Consider the following 18,791-nt stretch of genomic DNA (forward strand, 5'->3'; position numbering starts at 1 on the left):
GCTGTCCGAGGGCGCAGGAAAGCTGCGCGGGTGGGGCCTCAGGCAGCGAGCGCGCAGGGCGGTCCACGGCGTATCACGCTGTGCACGAGCACAGGGGCGGCACGGGCGGGCTCGCCGGGCCGTACGGGGGCGGGCGCCGGGCGGACCGGGGCGTGCGGCACGCCGGTCACCGCGACGGCGATCAGCAGCGGGCGGAAGGCGAAACCGGCCACCGCGCCGAACAGCTGCACCAGCGCGGCCTCGCCGCGGCGCAGCCAGGCCGCTGCCAGCAGCCCGGTCAGCACATGCGCCGCGAGCAGCATCAGCCACGGCGTGGCGGGCACGGCAGCGTCCGGGGACAGCCGCGCGAGGGGCGCGCCGACCGTGCCGCCGCCGCAGAGCAGATCCACCCCCAGCGAGCGCAGCGGCCCGGTGACCGGACCGCCGCCCTCGCCGTAACAGGTGTGCTGGCCGATGCTGAAGACCGCGTCGGCCGCCAGCTCCAGCGGGAGCAGCAGCCCGGCGATCCGCCAGTAGCCGCGCTCCCGGCCGGCCAGCGCGTAGGCGAGCGCGAAGACGGCGGCCGAGAGGGCGGCGACGGTGGTCAGCGGCAGCGGCATATGGGACAGCAGCACATGTGACGCCGCGGACAGCGTCACGCACAGCGCCGTGAAGAGCGCCGCGCGCAGTGCCCGCAGGTGTGCCGCAGAGATGTCCATTGGAGGGAGTGTGCCACGGGCCCGGGTAAACGGTGTCTAAGAGGAGCCGGACCGCTTCTCACAGTCCAGGGATCTGCCCGTTGCGGAACAGATCCACGAAGATCTGGTGGTCGGTGCGGGCGCGGGCACCGTAGGAGTGCGCGAAGTCGACCAGGACCTGCGCGAAGCCGTCCTCGTCGGCGGCGATGGCCGCGTCGATGGCGCGCTCGGTGGAGAACGGCACCAGGGAGTGGCCGCTCTCGTCGTCCGCGGCGGCGTGCATGGTGGCCGTCGCCCGGCCGAGGTCGGCCACCACGGCGGCGATCTCCTCCGGGTCGTCGATGTCCGACCAGTCCAGGTCGACCGCGTACGGCGAGATCTCGGCGACCAGCTGGCCCGCGCCGTCCAGTTCGGTCCAGCCCAGCCACGGGTCGGCGTGGTCCTGGAGGGCGCGCTGGGAGATCACCGTGCGGTGGCCCTCGTGCTGGAAGTAGCCGCGGACCGCCGGGTCGGTGATGTGCCGGGAGACGGCCGGGGTCTGCGCCTGCTTCATGTAGATCACCACATCGTTCTCCAGGGCGTCGCTGTTGCCCTCGAGAAGGATGTTGTACGAGGGCAGCCCGGCCGAGCCGATGCCAATGCCGCGGCGGCCCACCACGTCCTTGACGCGGTAGGAGTCGGGGCGGTCCAGGCTCGAGTCGGGGAGCGTCTCCAGATAGCCGTCGAAGGCCGCCAGGACCTTGTACCGGGTCGCCGCGTCCAGCTCGACGCTGCCGCTGCCGTCGGCGAAGCGCCGCTCGAAGTCGCGGATCTCCGTCATCGACTCCAGCAGCGAGAACCGGGTCAGCGAGCGGGCGTCGCGCAGCGCGTCCAGCAGCGGGCCCTCGGCGGTGTCCAGCGTGAACGGCGGCACCTCCGCCGTCTTCGCCCCGGAGGCCAGCGCGTGGATGCGCTCGCGGTAGGCGGCGGCGTAGGTGCGCACCAGGCCGGTGATCTGCTCGTCGCTGAGCGCCTTGGCGTAGCCGATCAGTGCGACCGAGGCGGCGAACCGCTTGAGGTCCCAGGTGAAGGGCCCCACGTACGCCTCGTCGAAGTCATTGACGTTGAAGATCAGCCGGCCCGTGGAGTCCATGTAGGTGCCGAAGTTCTCGGCGTGCAGATCACCGTGGATCCACACCCGGCCGGTCCGCTCGTCCAGGTAGGGGCCCTGGTTCTTGCCGTCCTCCAGGTCGCGGTAGAACAGGCATGCTGTGCCCCGGTAGAAGGCGAAGGCCGAGGCGGCCATCTTGCGGAACTTGACGCGGAAGGCGGCGGGGTCGGCGGCGAGCAGTTCTCCGAAGGCGGTGTCGAAGACGGCGAGGATTTCCTCGCCGCGCTGCGCGGCGTCCTGCGCCGGGGCGTGCTGGGACGACATCGCTGGGTGCCTCCTGGGGTGCGGGAGAGAGGTAGGGAGCTCCACGACGGAATCCGTACGTCGCTTGTTCGAATCTTGCCGTGGATTGTTCGCTATGGATCTGTCGGTGACAACGAGTGAGGCTACTCGTGAGTGCCCCGGGGCGGTCGGCCGGGCGCCGCTCGCCCGTCGCCCCCCATCGCGCCGCAGCGCCCGATGATTGTCGGTCGTGAGTCGTAGACTTCGACACCGTCTCACCGATCCGTCGCCGACCCGTTTTCCGGAGGTCCCCCGCCGTGGCAAAGCCGCCCTTCACGCATCTGCATGTCCACACCCAGTACTCGCTGCTGGACGGTGCGGCGCGGCTGAAGGACATGTTCAACGCGTGCAATGAGATGGGCATGACGCATATCGCCATGTCCGACCACGGCAACCTGCACGGGGCGTACGACTTCTTCCATTCGGCGCAGAAGGCGGGCGTGACGCCGATCATCGGCATCGAGGCGTATGTGGCACCGGAGTCGCGCCGCAACAAGCGCAAGATCCAGTGGGGCCAGCCGCACCAGAAGCGCGATGACGTCTCCGGTTCGGGTGGTTATACGCACAAGACCATCTGGGCGGCGGACAGGACCGGGCTGCACAACCTCTTCCGGCTGTCCTCGGACGCGTATGCGGAGGGCTGGCTGCAGAAGTGGCCGCGGATGGACAAGGAGACCATCGCCCAGTGGTCCCAGGGCCTGATCGCCTCCACCGGCTGCCCCTCGGGTGAGCTGCAGACCCGGCTGCGGCTGGGGCAGTACGACGAGGCCCGCAAGGCCGCGGGGGAGTATCAGGAGATCTTCGGCAAGGACCGGTATTTCCTGGAGCTGATGGACCACGGCATCGAGATCGAGCGCCGGGTCCGCGACGACCTCCTCAAGATCGGCAAGGAACTCGGCATCCCGCCGCTGGTCACCAACGACTCCCACTACACCTACGCGCACGAGTCGACGGCGCACGACGCGCTGCTGTGCATCCAGACCGGCAAGAACCTCTCCGACCCGGACCGCTTCCGCTTCGACGGCACCGGTTACTACCTGAAGTCCACGGACGAGATGTACGCCATCGACTCCTCGGACGCCTGGCAGGAGGGCTGCCGCAACACCCTCCTGGTCGCCGAGCAGATCGACACCACCGGCATGTTCGAGAAGCGCGACCTGATGCCGAAGTTCGACATCCCGGAGGGCTACACCGAGGTCACCTGGTTCCAGGAGGAGGTCCGGGTCGGCATGGAGCGCCGCTACCCGGGCGGCGTCCCCGAGGACCGGCAGAAGCAGGCCGCGTACGAGATGGACATCATCATCCAGATGGGGTTCCCCGGCTACTTCCTCGTGGTCGCCGACTTCATCATGTGGGCCAAGAACAACGGCATCGCGGTCGGCCCCGGCCGAGGCTCCGCGGCCGGCTCGATCGTCGCGTACGCCATGGGCATCACCGACCTCGACCCGATCACGCACGGGCTGATCTTCGAGCGGTTCCTCAACCCCGAGCGCGTGTCCATGCCCGACGTCGACATCGACTTCGACGAGCGCAGGCGCGTCGAGGTCATCCGGTATGTCACGGAAAAGTACGGCGCCGACAAGGTCGCCATGATCGGCACCTACGGCAAGATCAAGGCCAAGAACGCCATCAAGGACTCCGCGCGCGTCCTGGGCTACCCGTACGCGATGGGCGACCGCCTCACCAAGGCCATGCCCGCCGACGTCCTCGGCAAGGGCATCGACCTGTCCGGCATCACCGACCCCAAGCACCCGCGCTACAGCGAGGCGGGCGAGATCCGGGGGATGTACGAGAGCGAGCCGGACGTCAAGAAGGTCATCGACACCGCCAAGGGCGTCGAGGGCCTGGTGCGGCAGATGGGTGTGCACGCGGCCGGCGTGATCATGTCCAGCGAGCCCATCGTCGACCACGCGCCGATCTGGGTGCGGCACAGCGACGGCGTGACCATCACACAGTGGGACTACCCCCAGTGCGAGTCGCTTGGCCTGCTGAAGATGGACTTCCTGGGCCTGCGCAACCTGACCATCATGGACGACGCCGTCAAGATGGTGAAGGCCAACAAGGGCATCGACCTGGAGATGCTCGCGCTTCCGCTGGACGACCAGAAGACCTTCGAACTGCTCTGCCGCGGTGACACGCTCGGCGTCTTCCAGTTCGACGGCGGCCCGATGCGTTCACTGCTGCGCCAGATGCAGCCCGACAACTTCGAGGACATTTCCGCCGTCTCGGCCCTCTACCGGCCGGGCCCGATGGGCATGAACTCGCACACCAACTACGCGGAGCGCAAGAACGGCCGCCAGGAGATCACCCCGATCCACCCGGAGCTCGAAGAGCCCCTGAAGGAGACGCTGGGCCTGACCTACGGCCTCATCGTCTACCAGGAGCAGGTGCAGAAGGCCGCCCAGATCATCGCCGGCTACTCGCTCGGCGAGGCCGACATCCTGCGCCGTGTGATGGGCAAGAAGAAGCCCGAGGAACTGGCGAAGAACTTCGTCCTGTTCCAGGAGGGTGCGAAGAAGAACGGATTCTCCGACGCGGCGATCCAGGCCCTGTGGGACGTGCTGGTCCCCTTCGCCGGCTACGCCTTCAACAAGGCGCACTCCTCCGCGTACGGCCTGGTCACCTACTGGACCGCCTACCTCAAGGCCAACTACCCGGCCGAGTACATGTCCGCGCTGCTGACCTCGGTCCGCGACGACAAGGACAAGTCGGCGGTCTACCTGAACGAGTGCCGGCGCATGGGCATCAAGGTGCTGCCCCCCAACGTCAACGAGTCCGAGGCGAACTTCGCGGCCCAGGGCGACGACGTGATCCTCTTCGGCCTCACCGCGGTCCGTAACGTCGGCCAGAACGTCGTCGACTCGATCATCCGCAGCCGCAAGGCGAAGGGGAAGTACTCCTCCTTCCCGGACTACCTCGACAAGGTCGAGGCGGTCGTCTGCAACAAGCGCACCACGGAATCGCTGATCAAAGCGGGCGCCTTCGACGAGATGGGCCACACCCGCAAGGGCCTGACCGCGCAGTACGAGCCGATGATCGACAACGTCGTGCAGGTCAAGCGCAAGGAGGCCGAGGGACAGTTCGACCTGTTCGGCGGGATGGGGGACGACACCGCCGACGAGGGCCCCGGCTTCGGGCTGGACGTCGAGTTCTCGGACATCGAGTGGGACAAGACCTACCTGCTCGCCCAGGAACGCGAAATGCTCGGGCTCTACGTCTCCGACCACCCGCTCTTCGGGCTGGAACACGTCCTGAGCGACAAGGCGGACGCCGCCATCGCCCAGCTGACCGGCGGCGACTACTCCGACGGCTCGATCGTCACCATCGGCGGCATCATCTCCGGCCTGCAGCGCAAGATGACCAAGCAGGGCAACGCCTGGGCGATCGCCACCGTCGAGGACCTGGCCGGCTCCATCGACTGCATGTTCTTCCCGGCCACCTACCAGCTGGTGTCGACCCAACTCGTCGAGGACACCGTGGTGTTCGTCAAGGGCCGGCTCGACAAGCGCGAGGACGTGCCGCGGCTGGTCGCCATGGAGATGATGGTCCCCGACCTGTCGGAGGCGGGCGCCAACGCCCCGGTGACGATCACCATCCCGACGGTCAAGGTCACTCCGCCGATGGTCGAGAAGCTCGGCGAGGTGCTCAGCAGCCACCGTGGCTCGACGGAGGTACGCATCAAGCTCCAGGGCGCGCGGAAGACCACCGTGCTGCGGCTGGACCGCCACCGGGTCACGGCCGATCCGTCCCTGTTCGGCGATCTCAAGGTGCTGCTCGGCCCGTCCTGCCTGGCGGGCTGACGGCCCACGGCACCGCGCGAGGGGCGCGCCCGAACTCGGGCGCGCCCCTCAACTCATCCACGGCTCATATCAGTTGTGGCCGAAGCGCCTCTGGTGCTTGCGGGCGACATCCGCCGGGCTGCCCTGGGCGTGCTGCTGCGGCTGGGAGATGGCCTCGATGGCCGACTTCTCGGCCGCCTGCTGGCCGCGCTCGGCCGGGCTGCCCTTCTGCTGACTTCGGTCCTTCTTGGTCTTGTTCTTCGCCATGGCCGTGCCTCCTGAGGGGGATCCTGGATCGGGGCCGGGACCAGACTTACACGTCGGATCAAATCGCGCATTTCGGACAATTACCGTGCGTGATACGGGCCATGAAGTGACGCATCACGCGGCGCCCCATACGGTGCGCACCGTGCGTGTGGTGCACGGGCTCACGCCACATGCCCAAGATCCCCGCCGAATCCGCCACGCCGATGATCCAGACGGGGCAGATAACCCCCGTACGGTCGGGCAGACTCGAGGGAAAGCCGAAGAGAACTCGTGCCACGGGCCGAGCCGGGGGGCGACCGGACTTTCAGCACCTCAGGGAAGAGGGTGGAACGTGGATCGCTGCGTCGTCCTGGTGGACGCCGGATATTTGCTCGGCGCCGCCGCGAGTCTCCTCGCGGGAGAACCCGCACGTTCCCGGATCACCGTCGACCACGCCGCCCTCATCCAGGGCCTGCGGCAACGCGCCGAAGCCGACACCGAACGGCCGCTGCTGCGCATCTACTGGTTCGACGGCGCCCCCGACCGCGTCCCCCAGCCCGAACACCGCAGACTGCGCGTGATGCCCCGCGTCACCGTCCGCCTCGGCGCCCTGACCCGCAGCGACGGCCGCTGGGCACAAAAAGGCGTGGACGCCGCCATGCACGCCGAGCTGACCGAGCTCGCCCGCAACCGCGCCTGCTCCGACATCGTCCTGGTCACCGGCGACGGCGATCTGCTGCCCGGCCTGATGTCCGCCAAGGAACACGGCGTCGCCGTCCACCTGTGGGCCGTACAGGCCGCCGACGGCGACTACAACCAGTCCGAGGACCTGGTCGCCGAGGCCGATGAACGACGGGTCCTCGACCGCGCCTGGATCACCCGCGCGGTACGCGCCAAGGAACTCGGCGGGCCCTGCGCACCGCCGCCCGCCCCGCGCCCGGAGATCGCCGCGATCCTCTCCGCCCCGCTCCCCGAATCCGCCGTCGCCGCGGCCGCCGCCGCTGCCGCCGGCCCGGACACCGCCGACCACACCCACGAACGCAACGGCACCAACGGCACCACCCGCCCCGCTGCCGCCGACCGCGACGAGGCCACCGCCGGCTCACCCGGCACCGGCGGCACCCGCGTCGTCCCCACCCCCAAGGACCTCGCCGGCCTGGGCCGCACCCACGCCTCCCCCACCCCGAACGGCAACGGCGCCCAGGTACCCGCACCCTCCGCCACCCTGCGCTGGTCCTCGGACAAGGGCTGGGCCGAACGCAGCGGCCCCGTCGGCGACCCCACCGAGACCGCCTCGCTGCCCACCCTCGCCCAGCTCACCAGCGCCGAACAGCGCTGGGCCGACCGCGAGGAGGACATCACCGCCGTCAGCGGCGACCCCTTCGAGGTAGGCCAGGTCTTCGCCCGCCGCTGGACCGACCGCCTCTCCGACACCGTCCACCTCCAGCAGCTCTCGACGGAATACCCGCGCATCCCGCACCGCATCGACGGAGAACTGCTGCGCTACGCCGCCCGGTTCGGCCTCCTGGCACACAAGGACGACCAGATCGACGAGCACGACCGCTATGCCATCCGGGCCGGGTTCTGGCGCGAGGTCGATCTTCGCACCGCCGCCGAACACACCCCGTCGGGGGACGTGGGCCAAGGACGCGTACCCTCATAGCTCGTGAGGACGGGCGCAAAACAGGTGGAGCGCGGCGGGACGGCGTGCGTCGTGCGGGACCTGGTCAAGACCTACCCCGCGGCGCGTGGGCGCCGCGGGGCATCCCGGGCGCCCGCCGTACGCGCCAGCGACGGCATCAGCCTCGAGGTACGGCGCGGGGAGATCTTCGGCCTGCTCGGCCCCAACGGAGCCGGCAAGTCCACTCTGGTACGCCAGCTGACCGGACTGCTACGCCCCGACTCCGGCCGCATCAGCGTGCTCGGCCACGACCTCGTACGCCACCCCGAACGCGCCGCCCGGCTCCTGGGCTACCTGGGCCAGGAGTCCACCGCCCTGGACGAGCTGACCGTCGCCCTCGCCGTGGAGACCACCGGACGCCTGCGCGGCCTGGACCAGCGCCGGGCGCGCGCCGAGCGGGACACGGTCCTTGCCGAACTGGGACTCACCGACATCGCCGCCCGCCCCCTGAAGAAACTCTCCGGCGGACAGCGCCGCCTGGCGTGCTTCGCCACCGTACTGACCGGCGAACGGCCCCTGCTGGTGCTGGACGAACCGACCACCGGCATGGACCCCCTCGCCCGGCGCGCGGTATGGGCCGCGGTGGACCGCCGCCGCGCCGAGCGCGGCGCGACCGTGGTGCTGGTGACCCACAACGTCCTGGAGGCCGAGAGCGTGCTGGACCGCGTCGCCGTCATCGACCAGGGCCGCGTCATCGCCTGCGACACGCCCGGCGGCCTCAAAGAACTGGTGGCCACCGACGTGCGGCTGGAGCTGGTCTGGCGCGACCGGCCGCCCCTGGACGTACCCGAGGTCGCCGCCCTGCGGCCCGCCGCCCAGATCTCCGGCCGCCGCTGGACCCTGCGGCTCGCGCCCGACGAGGCCCGCGGCGCGGTATCGGCCGTCACCACGGGCCCGGCCTTCGCCGCCCTCGACGACTTCACCTTCGCCACGCCGACCCTCGAAGACGTCTATCTCTCACTCGGCGGGCGCGCGGAAGGACTGGTCAAGGCGTGAGGCGGCCGACAACGGGGACGACATACCGCGGATGCATCCAGGAAGGCCCGGTGACGGCGTGAGTGTGGTTCCCGCGCAGGCGGTGGCCGCCGCGGCCCAGGACGCCGCGGCATGGCCCGAGGACGAGGCGGCCGCCCCGCTCGCCCCCCGCGCCCGCCTGCTGCCCGCGCTCGGCGCCGTCTACCGCGCCCAGCTCTCCCGGGCCCGCGTCGCCCGCATCCCGCTGCTGTTCGTCGCCACCTTCCAGTCCGTCGGCATCATGATCCTGATGCGCGGCGTGGTCGACGGCGGCACCGAGGCCCGGTCCGTCGTCTCCGGCGCCAGCGTGCTGGTCGTGGCCTTCGTGGCACTCAACCTGCTCGCCCAGTACTTCGGCCAGCTACGGGCCGGCGGCGGACTCGACCACTACGCGACGCTGCCGGTGCCCCCCGCGGCCGTGGTGCTGGGCGCGGCCGCCGCCTACGCCTCGTTCACCGTGCCCGGCGCCGTCGCCACCGCCCTCGCCGGCGGCGTCCTCTTCCAGCTGCCGATGGCGCATCTGTGGGTCCTGGTGGCCGTGATCCCGCTCTCCGGAGCGGCGCTCTCCGGCCTCGGCGCCGCCCTCGGCCTGCTCGCCCCGCGACAGGAGATCGCCACCCTCTGCGGCCAGCTGGGCATGTCCGCCGCACTGCTGCTCGGCGTCCTCCCGGCCGCCGGCATGCCCGCGGTGATCGGCTACGCCCGCGATCTGCTGCCCTCGACCTACGGCGTCGAAGCCCTCACCCGCAGCTTCGACGCGCACCCCGACTGGCTGATGGTCGGCGCCGACCTGGGCGTCTGCGCCGCCGTCGGCGTGCTCTCGCTGGCCGTCGCGACCTGGGCATATCGCCGCGCCGCGGTCCGGTGACCGCCGCCGCCGGCCCCTACGGGCGTCCCTCTTCCCGGCCCACCGTGCCGACCTGGCACGATGACGGGGTGACCGCACCGCTGACGCCACGCGACAATCAACCGCCCGACGAGCCACAGAGCCCCTGGGCCGCCCCCGCCACCTACGACGGGGCGACGGCCGACGACGGCCTGGGCGGCCCCGGCCTGGTCCGCGAGCTGCGAGAGGGCGCGGTGATCGCGCTCCTTGTCGCCCTGTGCGGCCTGCTGCTCGGCGTGCTGTGGAACTGGCTGGCCCCGCACACCCCGCTGATCGCCGACACCAAGGCCGTCTACCTTAAGAACACCGAGGGCGAGGAGGCGATCGGCGCGGACGGCACCTTCGTCCTGCTGTCCCTCGGCTTCGGCCTCCTGACCGCGGCGGTGGTCTTCCTCTTCCGCCGGCGTGGCGGGATCCCGCTGGTGGTGGCGCTGGTCGTGGGCGGCCTGCTCGGCGCGGTGCTGGGCTGGCTGACGGGCATGTGGCTGGGTCCCACCGCGGATGTGGCCGCCCACGCCAAGGCGGTCGGCCCCGGCGTGACCTTCGAGGGTCCGCTGCGGCTGGGCGCCAAGGGCGCGCTGGCGGCCTGGCCGATCGCGGCGATGGTGGCCCAGCTGGTGCTGACCGGCCTGTTCGGCCCGCGCGACCCGGAGCCGCCGCACCCGGACTGGTCCGGCCTGCACCCGCAGGAACCACCGGCCTCCTAGGACGGCCGGCGCCCGTGGTTGGCACGGCGCTTACGGATGCGCCACCTGCGCTTACGGGTCCGCTTCGACATGGCGTACCTCCTCCTCCGCCTCCCCGCTCCCTCTGGTCATAGCCGAGGAGGAGGCCGCCGTAAAGCCTCACGGATCCCGCGTACGGCCGTTACCGGCCACCCGGCAGGGCCCTCACCCGCGGGCGATCGGCGCCACCCGCGCCCCCGTCAGCGCCACCAGGTCCCCGGGCGCCAGCTCGACCTCCAGGCCGCGCCGACCCGCCGACACACAGACCGTCTCCCGGCCCTGTGCCGACGCGTCGACGACCGTGGGCAGCCGCTTGCGCTGCCCGAGCGGTGAGATCCCGCCCAGCACGTACCCCGTACTGCGCTCGGCCGCCGCCGGATCGGCCATCGCGGCCCGCTTGCCGCCCACCGCGGCCGCCAGCGCCTTGAGGTCGAGCGAACCGGACACCGGCACCACGGCCACCGTCAGCGTGCCGTCGACCTCCGCGAGCAGCGTCTTGAACACCTGCTCCGGCGGGACACCGAGCGCCTCGGCGGCCTCCTCGCCGTACGAGGCGGCCGCCGGGTCGTGCGCGTAGGCATGCACGGTGAACGGGACCCCGGAGGCCGCCAGCGCAACCGTCGCGGGCGTACCTCCGCCGCCGGCCTGCTGCCCCTTCTTCGTCTTCCTGGCCACGTCGAATGCCTTAACTCGTCGCTGTCACACGTCAGTTGGGACTGGTCGGCTGCCGGGTCAGGTCCACCGCCGGCAGCGACGGGAGCTTGCCGAGCAGCGCCGACTCCTGGCGCAGCAGCTTCAGCTCCTGGCCGAGCCGGGACGCGGTGTCCGGCGCCTCCAGCAGCCGCTGTTTGGCGGGCACGTCCAGCACGGCCGCCGCGGCGACCAGATACGAGAGCACCGACGGGTCGGCGGGCAGGTCCTGCCCGCTGGACAGGGTCCGCTCGTTCGCCCAGGCCAGCCGCTTCTGATACGTACGAAAGGCCCGTACGACACCCGACGCGAGCGCACCCGCGCCCTCGCCGTGGTCCTCGTCCAGCTCGTCCATCTCGGCCGTCAGATACGGCCCGGAGGCATCCACCGACCGCAGCCGGAAGCGGGTCGTGCCGGTGGCCAGCACCTCGTAGCCGGTGTCGTCGTCCGACGACTTGGCGCGGATGGTGGCCGCGTCCGCGATACAGCCCACCGCGTGAAACGCCTGCACCGGATCGTCACCGAAGCCCGCCGCCGGGCCGCCCGCCTCCGGCAGCGTGGCGTCCGGCAGGCCCTGCGCGGTCGGCGCGACCTCCCGTCCGTCCCGGATGGCGATCACCGCGAAGCGGCGGTCGTCCTCGGGCAGCTCGGCCAGGTCGCGCATCATCGCTCGGTACCGCGCCTCGAACACGTTCAGCGGGAGAACGAGCCCCGGGAACAGCACCGAGTTGAGCGGGAAGAGCGGCAGGCGCACGGAAGTCACGGGCGGTAAGCCTAGCCCCCCACGCTGTCGGCTGCGCCTGGGGCTTGGCCCCACGTTGTCGGCTGTCCCGCCGTGGTGGTCTCTCGCCGTTGCGCCTGCGGCGGGCGTGGGTTTGTCGGGTGCGGTGCCACGCCTCCGGACTTCGTCCTGCGGCGCGGCCCCTCCCACGGGTGGGTGGACAAAACGGGCCGGTGGGGGCGCGCCTTTCGGGTCAGCTGCACCCTGTCACGCGTCCACAGGGTGCACCCGACCACGTACGCACGCCCCCACCGGTTTTTCCCACCCTCTACGGGGAGGGGGCGGGCCGTAGCGGCGGAGCCGTGTAGGGCCGGTCCCGCAGCCGAACAGCCCCGCGCAGCGGACACGCCCGCCGCAGGCGCAACGGCGGCAAACCACCACGGCGGGACAGCCGACAACGTGGGGCCAAAGCCAAGCGGCAGCGAACGGGCTATTGGCGCCGCAACAACCGCGACGCCCCCGCCGCCACCGTCGTCGCCAGTACCCAGCCCGCCAGGATCAGGACCGCCGCCGCCCACTGTGCGCCGCCCTCCGGTTTCCAGGCGGCGTCCTGGTTGAGGTCGATGACCGGCAGCAGCAGGTCGAGGGCGTAGAGATACGGGTTCCAGGGCGGCGCCTCACCCGCCTTGAGCGGGGGCGGGGGGTTCTGGGAGAAGTAGACCGTGCCGATCGCCCACAGGATGGCCATCCACACCGCGGCCCGGCCGGGACGGTAGCCGTACGCCACCGTCCAGTCCTGCAGGAATCCCCACGCCTTCGCGGCCAGCGGCAGCGTCTCCCGGCGGCGCCGCTGCTTGGCCAGCTGTACCTCCCGGGCGTCCGCGTCCTCACCGCTCAGGCGCAGCGCGGTGGCCAGCATCTCGTACGGCTCCGGCGCGTACTCCGGGGTCGCCGCCGCCACCCACTGCAGCCGCAGCGCGAGCGGGAAATGACCGCGCGGGATCAGCGTCTCGTACGCGAAGCCGGCCATCCACAGCCCGCCCAGGCCCGGCCAGCTCGCCGATTTGTCGACGAGATTGACGACCCGGGCCCCCGAGAGGATCACCCGGCCGCGCTGCGGACGCTCGCACAGGAACCGCAGCTCGGGCGTCTGGATGCGGCGCAGCGACAGCTCCTGGTCGGACTCCATGAGGAACCGCGCATGCTCGAAATCGACCGCGTCACCGAACCGCCCGTCATCCAGCCGCATCCCGCCCTCGCACTCGAAGCGCTGCATCCGGGTGCCGCGGGAGGGGGTGTGGGCGATGCCGTACGGGGGAGTGGCGCCGCTGGAGAACGGGGAGTTCGCCAGGCCCGCGGCGGTCAGATACAGGGTGCGCTCCACGGTCAGCTGCGGGGCGTTCAGCGCCCGGCGGCCGAAGGGGTTGCTCAGCCGGCTGCCGCGCAGGCTGAGCGACACGCCGATGGTGGCGCCGCGCAGCGACAGCTCGCCGTAGGACTCCAGCATCTCGGCCTGCAGATCCTGGGCGACGGTCAGCCCGTCCGCCATGATCGAGCGGCCCTGGCGGTCCTTGTGCGCCACCATCTGATTGAGCATCAGATCCGTGCCGATGTGCGCGTCGGTGAGACGGATGCCGTTTTGTACGACGCAGCGCGGCAGGTGCAGATCGCCCTCGGTCTGCAGTCTGGCCCCCTCCAGCCGGGGTATCGCGCAGTTCACCAGCCGCAACGTCGTGAACCGGCTCTCCGGCAGCACCACCTCGGCCTCGAAACGGCAGTCCCGCAGCTCCACGAATGGCTTGATCGTGCCGCCCGCAAGGTCGAGAGTGTCCGTGATGTACGCCCCGGTGAGCTTCAGCGCCGACACCCGGCCCGGCTGCGCCACCGGCCCCTCCAGGAGCAGTAACGCCACCACCCGGGCCCGCACCCGGCGCTCGGGACCCCACAGATGCTGCCCGTGCGGATCGTCGCGGGCCGGATCCCCGATGTGCAGATCGCAGGTACTGCCGTTGCGGAACGCCTGCCACATGCTCCATTCCGCCGATGTCAGCTGCAGGTCGGCGGGCGCGTCCCCGTCCCCGGGCTCGGTCACCGTGCATCCCCCTTTCACTCTCCCCGTACGCCTGTACGGACCCCCTGCCCGCTGAGTGACCGGTTGAACACGCGCGGTGAGGATCAAGTCCGGTCAACTTCACGCGGCCCGTTCCGGCCCCTGAGGCGGGCGTGACGGCTCCGCCTCGCTGTGTATCACTCAGTGATACGGGCGGCCGGGCCCGAGAACGGGTCTGAGACACTGGGAGGGTGATCTCCCGAATCGATCTGCGCGGTGACGCCCTCCCCGAGGGCGGCGCCCTGCGCGACCTGCTGCCCCGTGCCGAGTTCGACGTGGAAGCCGCCCTCGAGAAGGTGCGGCCCATCTGCGAGGACGTACGCCATCGCGGCACCGCGGCGCTGATCGAGTATGCGCGGCGGTTCGACGGCGTCGAGATCGAGCGGGTACGGGTCCCGGCCGAGGCGCTGCACAACGCCCTCACCGAGCTGGACCCGGCCGTCCGCGCCGCCCTGGAGGAGTCCATCCGGCGCGCCCGGATCGTCCACCGCGAACAGCGCCGCACCGACCACACCACCAAGGTCGTCCCCGGCGGCACGGTCACCGAACGCTGGGTCCCCGTCGAGCGGGTGGGCCTTTACGTACCGGGCGGCCGCTCGGTCTACCCCTCGTCCGTCGTGATGAACGTCGTCCCCGCCCAGGAGGCCGGCGTCGAATCCTTGGCCGTCACCTCCCCGCCGCAGGCGGACTTCGGCGGCCTGCCGCACCCCACGATCCTGGCCACCTGCGCCCTCCTCGGCGTCGACGAGGTCTACGCCGCAGGCGGCGCCCAGGCCATCGCCATGTTCGCCTACGGCACCGAAGAGTGCCCGCCCGCCAACCTCGTCACCGGCCCCGGCAACATCTACGTTGCCGCCGCCAAGCGCCACCTCAAGGGCCGCATCGGCATCGACTCCGAGGCCGGACCCACCGAGATCGCCATCCTCGCCGACGACACCGCCGACCCCGTGCACGTCGCCGCCGATCTGATCAGCCAGGCCGAGCACGACCCGATGGCGGCGGCCGTCCTGGTCACCGACTCGGTGGAGCTGGCCGAGAAGACCGAGAAGGAGCTGGAGCCGCAGATCGCGGCCACCAAGCACATCGAGGACCGCATCGTTCCGGCGCTCTCCGGCCGGCAGTCCGCGATCGTCCTCGTCGACGGCCTCGACGAGGGCCTGAAGGTCGTCGACGCGTACGGCGCCGAGCACCTGGAGATCCAGACCGCCGACGCCACCACCGTCGCCGCCCGGGTCCGCAACGCCGGCGCGGTCTTCGTCGGCCCCTACGCCCCGGTCTCCCTCGGCGACTACTGCGCCGGCTCCAACCACGTCCTGCCCACCGGCGGCTGCGCCTGCCACTCCTCCGGCCTGTCCGTGCAGTCCTTCCTGCGCGGCATCCACGTCGTCGACTACACCCGCGACGCACTGGCCGAGGTCGCCCACCACGTGGTGACCCTCGCCGAGGCCGAAGACCTCCCGGCCCACGGCGCCGCACTCAAGGCCAGGTTCGACTGGAAGGTCCCGCAGAGCAAGTGAGCCAGCACGTGACCAGGATCGACGACCTCCCCATCAGGGACGAGCTGCGCGGCAAGTCCCCCTACGGCGCCCCGCAGCTGGACGTGCCCGTACGCCTGAACACCAACGAAAACCCCTACCCGCTGCCCGAACCGCTGGTCCAGCGGATCGCCGAGCGGGTCACCGAAGCCGCCCGGCAGCTCAACCGCTACCCCGACCGCGACGCGATCGAACTGCGCACCGAGCTGGCCCGCTACCTCTCCCGCACCGGCGGCCACCCCGTCACCAAGGATCAGGTCTGGGCCGCCAACGGCTCCAACGAAGTCATCCAGCAGCTGCTGCAGACCTTCGGCGGACCCGGCCGCAGCGCCATCGGCTTCGAACCGTCCTACTCCATGCACGCCCTCATCTCCCGCGGCACGGGCACCGGCTGGATCTCCGGCCCCCGCCACGACGACTTCACCATCGACGTCGACGCCGCCAGGACGGCCATCGCCGAGCGGCGCCCCGACGTGGTCTTCATCTGCTCACCCAACAACCCCACCGGCACCGCCGTCGCGGCCGACACCGTCCTCGCCCTGTACGACGCCGCACAGGCCGCCAGGGCGGACACCGCCGGCGCCCTCGTCGTCGTCGACGAGGCCTACGGCGAATTCAGCCACCGCCCCTCGCTGCTCCCGCTGATCGAAGGCCGGCCGAATCTCGTCGTCTCGCGCACCATGTCCAAGGCCTTCGGCGCCGCCGGACTGCGCCTGGGCTACCTTGCCGCCGACCCCGCCGTCGTCGACGCCGTCCAGCTCGTGCGGCTGCCCTACCACCTCTCGGCCGTCACCCAGGCCACCGCCCTCGCCGCCCTGGAGCACACCGATACGCTCCTGAAGTACGTCGAGCAGCTCAAGGCCGAACGCGACCGCCTGGTCACCGAGCTGCGCGCGAGCGGCTGCGACGTCGTCGACTCCGACGCCAACTTCGTCCAGTTCGGCCGGTTCGACGACGCCCACCGGACCTGGCAGGCCATCCTCGACCACGGCGTGCTCGTCCGTGACAACGGCGTACCGGGATGGCTGCGGGTCACCGCCGGCACCCCGGCCGAGAACGACGCGTTCCTCGACGCGGTGCGCACAGTACTGAAGGAGAACAAGCGATGACCGGGGCGAACGCCCGCGTGGGACGCGTAGGACGCGTGGAGCGCACCACCAAGGAAACAACCGTCCTCGTCGAGATCGACCTCGACGGCACCGGACAGGTCGACGTCTCCACCGGAGTCGGTTTCTACGACCACATGCTCGACCAGCTCGGCCGGCACGGCCTCTTCGACCTCAAGGTCAAGACCGACGGCGATCTGCACATCGACACCCACCACACCATCGAGGACACCGCCCTCGCGCTCGGCGCCGCCTTCAAGCAGGCCCTCGGCGACAAGGTCGGCATCTACCGCTTCGGCAACTGCACCGTCCCGCTGGACGAGTCGCTCGCCCAGGTCACCGTCGACCTCTCCGGCCGCCCGTACCTGATCCACACCGAGCCGGAGAACATGGCGCCGATGATCGGCAGCTACGACACGACCATGACCCGGCACATCTTCGAGTCATTCGTCGCCCAGGCCCAGATCGCGCTGCACATCCACGTCCCCTACGGCCGCAACGCCCACCACATCGTGGAATGCCAGTTCAAGGCCCTCGCCCGCGCCCTGCGCTACGCCAGCGAGCACGACCCGCGTGCGGCGGGCATCCTCCCCTCCACAAAGGGAGCCCTGTAGCACCGTGAACGGCCTCTCGACAGTCTTCATCCTCATCGGTCTCTTCCTTCTCGGCGGCGTCTACTCCTTCTGGAAGCAGCAGCTGCCCAAGAGCATCATCACCGTGCTCGCCATCGGCTCCGTGATGTGCCTGGCCGCGGGCGTGCTCCGGCTGGAGGTGTGGAATTGACCGCCGCCGCCCGTAAAAAGGTCGTCGTCTTCGACTACGGCTTCGGCAACATCCGCTCCGCCGAACGCGCCCTCGCACACGTCGGCGCGGACGTCGAGATCACCCGCGACTACGACACCGCCATGAACGCCGACGGCCTCCTGGTCCCCGGCGTCGGCGCCTTCGCCGCCTGCATGCAGGGGCTCAAGGACGCCCGCGGCGACTGGCTCGTCGGCCGCCGGCTCTCCGGCGGCCGCCCCGTCATGGGCATCTGCGTCGGCATGCAGATCCTCTTCGGCCGCGGCATCGAACACGGCGTTCAGACCGAAGGCCTGGACGAATGGCCCGGCACGGTCGGCCCCCTCAAGGCCGACATCGTCCCCCACATGGGCTGGAACACCGTCGACGCCCCCCAGGGCTCGCGGCTCTTCGCCGGCCTGCCCGCCGACGCCCGCTACTACTTCGTGCACTCCTACGCGGTGCACGACTGGGAGCTGGAGACCGGCAACCCCCACATCAGCGCGCCGAAGGTCACCTGGGCCACCCACGGCGAACGGTTCGTGGCCGCCGTCGAGAACGGCCCGCTGTGGGCCACCCAGTTCCACCCCGAGAAGTCCGGCGACGCCGGCGCCCAGCTCCTGACCAACTGGATCAACACCCTGTGAGTCCCGACATGCCGAAGCTTGAACTCCTGCCCGCCGTCGACGTCCGCGACGGCCAGGCCGTCCGCCTCGTGCACGGCGAGTCCGGCTCCGAGACCTCCTACGGCGACCCCCTCCAGGCGGCCCTCGCCTGGCAGCGGGCCGGCGCCGAATGGCTGCACCTTGTCGACCTCGACGCCGCCTTCGGCACCGGCGACAACCGGGCGCAGATCGCCGAGGTCGCCCGCTCCATGGACATCAAGGTCGAACTGTCCGGCGGCATCCGCGACGACGACTCCCTGGCCGCCGCCCTGGCCACCGGCTGCACCCGCGTCAACATCGGCACCGCGGCCCTGGAGAACCCCGACTGGGTCGCCAAGATCATCGCCGGGCACGGCGAGAAGATCGCGGTCGGCCTGGACGTGCGCGGCACCACGCTGCGCGGCCGCGGCTGGACCCGCGACGGCGGCGACCTCTACGAGACGCTGGCCCGCCTGGACTCCGAAGGCTGCGCCCGCTACGTCGTCACCGACATCGCCAAGGACGGCACCCTCCAGGGCCCCAACCTGGAACTGCTGAAGAACGTCTGCGCGGCCACCGACCGCCCCGTCGTCGCCTCCGGCGGCGTTTCGTCCCTCGACGACCTCCGGGCGATCGCGCATCTGGTATCCGAAGGTGTCGAGGGCGCCATCGTCGGCAAGGCGCTCTACGCGAAGGCATTCACCCTCGAAGAGGCCCTGGCCGCGGTGTCATAGCAGCGGTGTCATCACAGCGGTGTCGCAACCG

The 18,791-nt window shown here is 70.9% G+C and carries 18 protein-coding genes; 11 read left to right on the forward strand and 7 right to left on the reverse strand.

Annotated features, from left to right (window positions below):
- Positions 1-38 precede the first annotated feature (38 nt).
- Together ACZ4S3_RS05760 and ACZ4S3_RS05765 are read right to left on the reverse strand one after the other, a co-directional pair.
- On the reverse strand, positions 39-698 hold the full coding sequence (locus ACZ4S3_RS05760; RefSeq protein WP_467926337.1) for a hypothetical protein: 660 nt from the start codon (positions 696-698) through the stop codon (positions 39-41).
- 58 nt (positions 699-756) lie between these two features.
- Positions 757-2,091, reverse strand: coding sequence for a DUF2252 domain-containing protein (locus tag ACZ4S3_RS05765; RefSeq protein ID WP_467926341.1), 1,335 nt, complete (start codon positions 2,089-2,091; stop codon positions 757-759).
- Between the two features lie 275 nt (positions 2,092-2,366).
- Between ACZ4S3_RS05765 and dnaE the strand changes: the two genes are divergently transcribed.
- On the forward strand, positions 2,367-5,909 hold the full coding sequence (gene dnaE / locus ACZ4S3_RS05770; protein WP_467926344.1) for a DNA polymerase III subunit alpha: 3,543 nt from the start codon (positions 2,367-2,369) through the stop codon (positions 5,907-5,909).
- 69 nt (positions 5,910-5,978) lie between these two features.
- Here dnaE and ACZ4S3_RS05775 read toward each other — a convergent pair whose 3' ends face one another.
- Positions 5,979-6,155 (reverse strand): hypothetical protein, encoded by a 177-nt coding sequence (locus ACZ4S3_RS05775; RefSeq protein WP_467926346.1) that lies wholly within the window; start codon positions 6,153-6,155, stop codon positions 5,979-5,981.
- A 331-nt stretch (positions 6,156-6,486) separates the two neighbouring features.
- Here ACZ4S3_RS05775 and ACZ4S3_RS05780 point away from each other — a divergent pair, with 331 nt between their 5' ends.
- From ACZ4S3_RS05780 to ACZ4S3_RS05795, 4 genes are all read left to right on the forward strand, one after another.
- Positions 6,487-7,797, forward strand: coding sequence for an NYN domain-containing protein (locus tag ACZ4S3_RS05780; RefSeq protein ID WP_467926351.1), 1,311 nt, complete (start codon positions 6,487-6,489; stop codon positions 7,795-7,797).
- Positions 7,798-7,800: 3 nt separating this feature from the next.
- On the forward strand, positions 7,801-8,811 hold the full coding sequence (locus ACZ4S3_RS05785; protein ID WP_467926355.1) for an ABC transporter ATP-binding protein: 1,011 nt from the start codon (positions 7,801-7,803) through the stop codon (positions 8,809-8,811).
- 31 nt (positions 8,812-8,842) lie between these two features.
- Positions 8,843-9,697 (forward strand): ABC transporter permease, encoded by an 855-nt coding sequence (locus ACZ4S3_RS05790; protein WP_467926359.1) that lies wholly within the window; start codon positions 8,843-8,845, stop codon positions 9,695-9,697.
- Between the two features lie 68 nt (positions 9,698-9,765).
- The gene (locus ACZ4S3_RS05795; protein WP_467926363.1) at positions 9,766-10,422 is read left to right on the forward strand and encodes an ABC transporter permease; all 657 of its coding nucleotides are present in this window, start codon (positions 9,766-9,768) and stop codon (positions 10,420-10,422) included.
- Here ACZ4S3_RS05795 and ACZ4S3_RS05800 read toward each other — a convergent pair.
- The 4 genes from ACZ4S3_RS05800 to ACZ4S3_RS05815 all read right to left on the reverse strand — a co-directional run bounded on the left by ACZ4S3_RS05800 (position 10,419) and on the right by ACZ4S3_RS05815 (position 13,943).
- Positions 10,419-10,493: a 50S ribosomal protein bL37 gene (locus ACZ4S3_RS05800; RefSeq protein WP_467927336.1), complete on the reverse strand. Its 75-nt coding sequence runs from the start codon at positions 10,491-10,493 to the stop codon at positions 10,419-10,421. The genes ACZ4S3_RS05795 and ACZ4S3_RS05800 overlap by 4 nt on opposite strands.
- Positions 10,494-10,605: 112 nt before the next feature.
- Positions 10,606-11,115, reverse strand: coding sequence for a Cys-tRNA(Pro) deacylase (gene ybaK, locus ACZ4S3_RS05805; protein WP_467926367.1), 510 nt, complete (start codon positions 11,113-11,115; stop codon positions 10,606-10,608).
- Between the two features lie 31 nt (positions 11,116-11,146).
- A complete protein-coding gene (locus tag ACZ4S3_RS05810) occupies positions 11,147-11,893 on the reverse strand; it encodes an LON peptidase substrate-binding domain-containing protein (protein WP_467926371.1) in 747 nt (248 codons plus the stop codon).
- Between the two features lie 448 nt (positions 11,894-12,341).
- Positions 12,342-13,943, reverse strand: a complete 1,602-nt coding sequence (locus ACZ4S3_RS05815; protein WP_467926375.1) for an oxidoreductase — start codon at positions 13,941-13,943, stop codon at positions 12,342-12,344.
- A 209-nt stretch (positions 13,944-14,152) separates the two neighbouring features.
- On the opposite strand from ACZ4S3_RS05815, the gene hisD reads away from it, so the two are divergent.
- Genes hisD through priA form a run of 6 tightly spaced genes read left to right on the forward strand, consistent with a single transcriptional unit; the run spans position 14,153 to position 18,760 of the window.
- On the forward strand, positions 14,153-15,478 hold the full coding sequence (hisD, locus tag ACZ4S3_RS05820) for a histidinol dehydrogenase (RefSeq protein WP_467926379.1): 1,326 nt from the start codon (positions 14,153-14,155) through the stop codon (positions 15,476-15,478).
- 8 nt (positions 15,479-15,486) lie between these two features.
- Positions 15,487-16,605 carry a histidinol-phosphate transaminase gene (locus ACZ4S3_RS05825; RefSeq protein ID WP_467927340.1) on the forward strand — a complete coding sequence of 373 codons (1,119 nt, stop codon included), beginning with the start codon at positions 15,487-15,489 and terminating at the stop codon, positions 16,603-16,605.
- Between the two features lie 17 nt (positions 16,606-16,622).
- Positions 16,623-17,216 carry an imidazoleglycerol-phosphate dehydratase HisB gene (gene hisB / locus ACZ4S3_RS05830; RefSeq protein ID WP_467927343.1) on the forward strand — a complete coding sequence of 198 codons (594 nt, stop codon included), beginning with the start codon at positions 16,623-16,625 and terminating at the stop codon, positions 17,214-17,216.
- Between the two features lie 4 nt (positions 17,217-17,220).
- Positions 17,221-17,385 (forward strand): hypothetical protein, encoded by a 165-nt coding sequence (locus ACZ4S3_RS05835; protein ID WP_467926382.1) that lies wholly within the window; start codon positions 17,221-17,223, stop codon positions 17,383-17,385.
- The gene (hisH, locus tag ACZ4S3_RS05840; RefSeq protein WP_467927347.1) at positions 17,382-18,029 is read left to right on the forward strand and encodes an imidazole glycerol phosphate synthase subunit HisH; all 648 of its coding nucleotides are present in this window, start codon (positions 17,382-17,384) and stop codon (positions 18,027-18,029) included. Before ACZ4S3_RS05835 ends, hisH begins: the two co-directional genes overlap by 4 nt.
- An 8-nt stretch (positions 18,030-18,037) precedes the next feature.
- Entirely contained in the window at positions 18,038-18,760 is a 723-nt protein-coding gene (gene priA, locus ACZ4S3_RS05845) for a bifunctional 1-(5-phosphoribosyl)-5-((5-phosphoribosylamino)methylideneamino)imidazole-4-carboxamide isomerase/phosphoribosylanthranilate isomerase PriA (protein WP_467926387.1), read from the forward strand.
- The last annotated feature ends 31 nt before the right edge of the window (positions 18,761-18,791 follow it).

The organism is Streptomyces sp. NPDC028368 (genome assembly GCF_055565615.1).

What these genes read in the sequence shown, in the direction of transcription:
- ACZ4S3_RS05765 (WP_467926341.1), bottom strand. Translation starts at nt 2,091, where the DNA reads ATGTCGTCCCAGCACGCCCCGGCGCAGGACGCCGCGCAGCGCGGCGAG.
- priA (WP_467926387.1), top strand. Translation starts at nt 18,038, where the DNA reads ATGCCGAAGCTTGAACTCCTGCCCGCCGTCGACGTCCGCGACGGCCAG.
- ACZ4S3_RS05775 (WP_467926346.1), bottom strand. Translation starts at nt 6,155, where the DNA reads ATGGCGAAGAACAAGACCAAGAAGGACCGAAGTCAGCAGAAGGGCAGC.
- ACZ4S3_RS05790 (WP_467926359.1), top strand. Translation starts at nt 8,843, where the DNA reads ATGCATCCAGGAAGGCCCGGTGACGGCGTGAGTGTGGTTCCCGCGCAG.
- ACZ4S3_RS05760 (WP_467926337.1), bottom strand. Translation starts at nt 698, where the DNA reads ATGGACATCTCTGCGGCACACCTGCGGGCACTGCGCGCGGCGCTCTTC.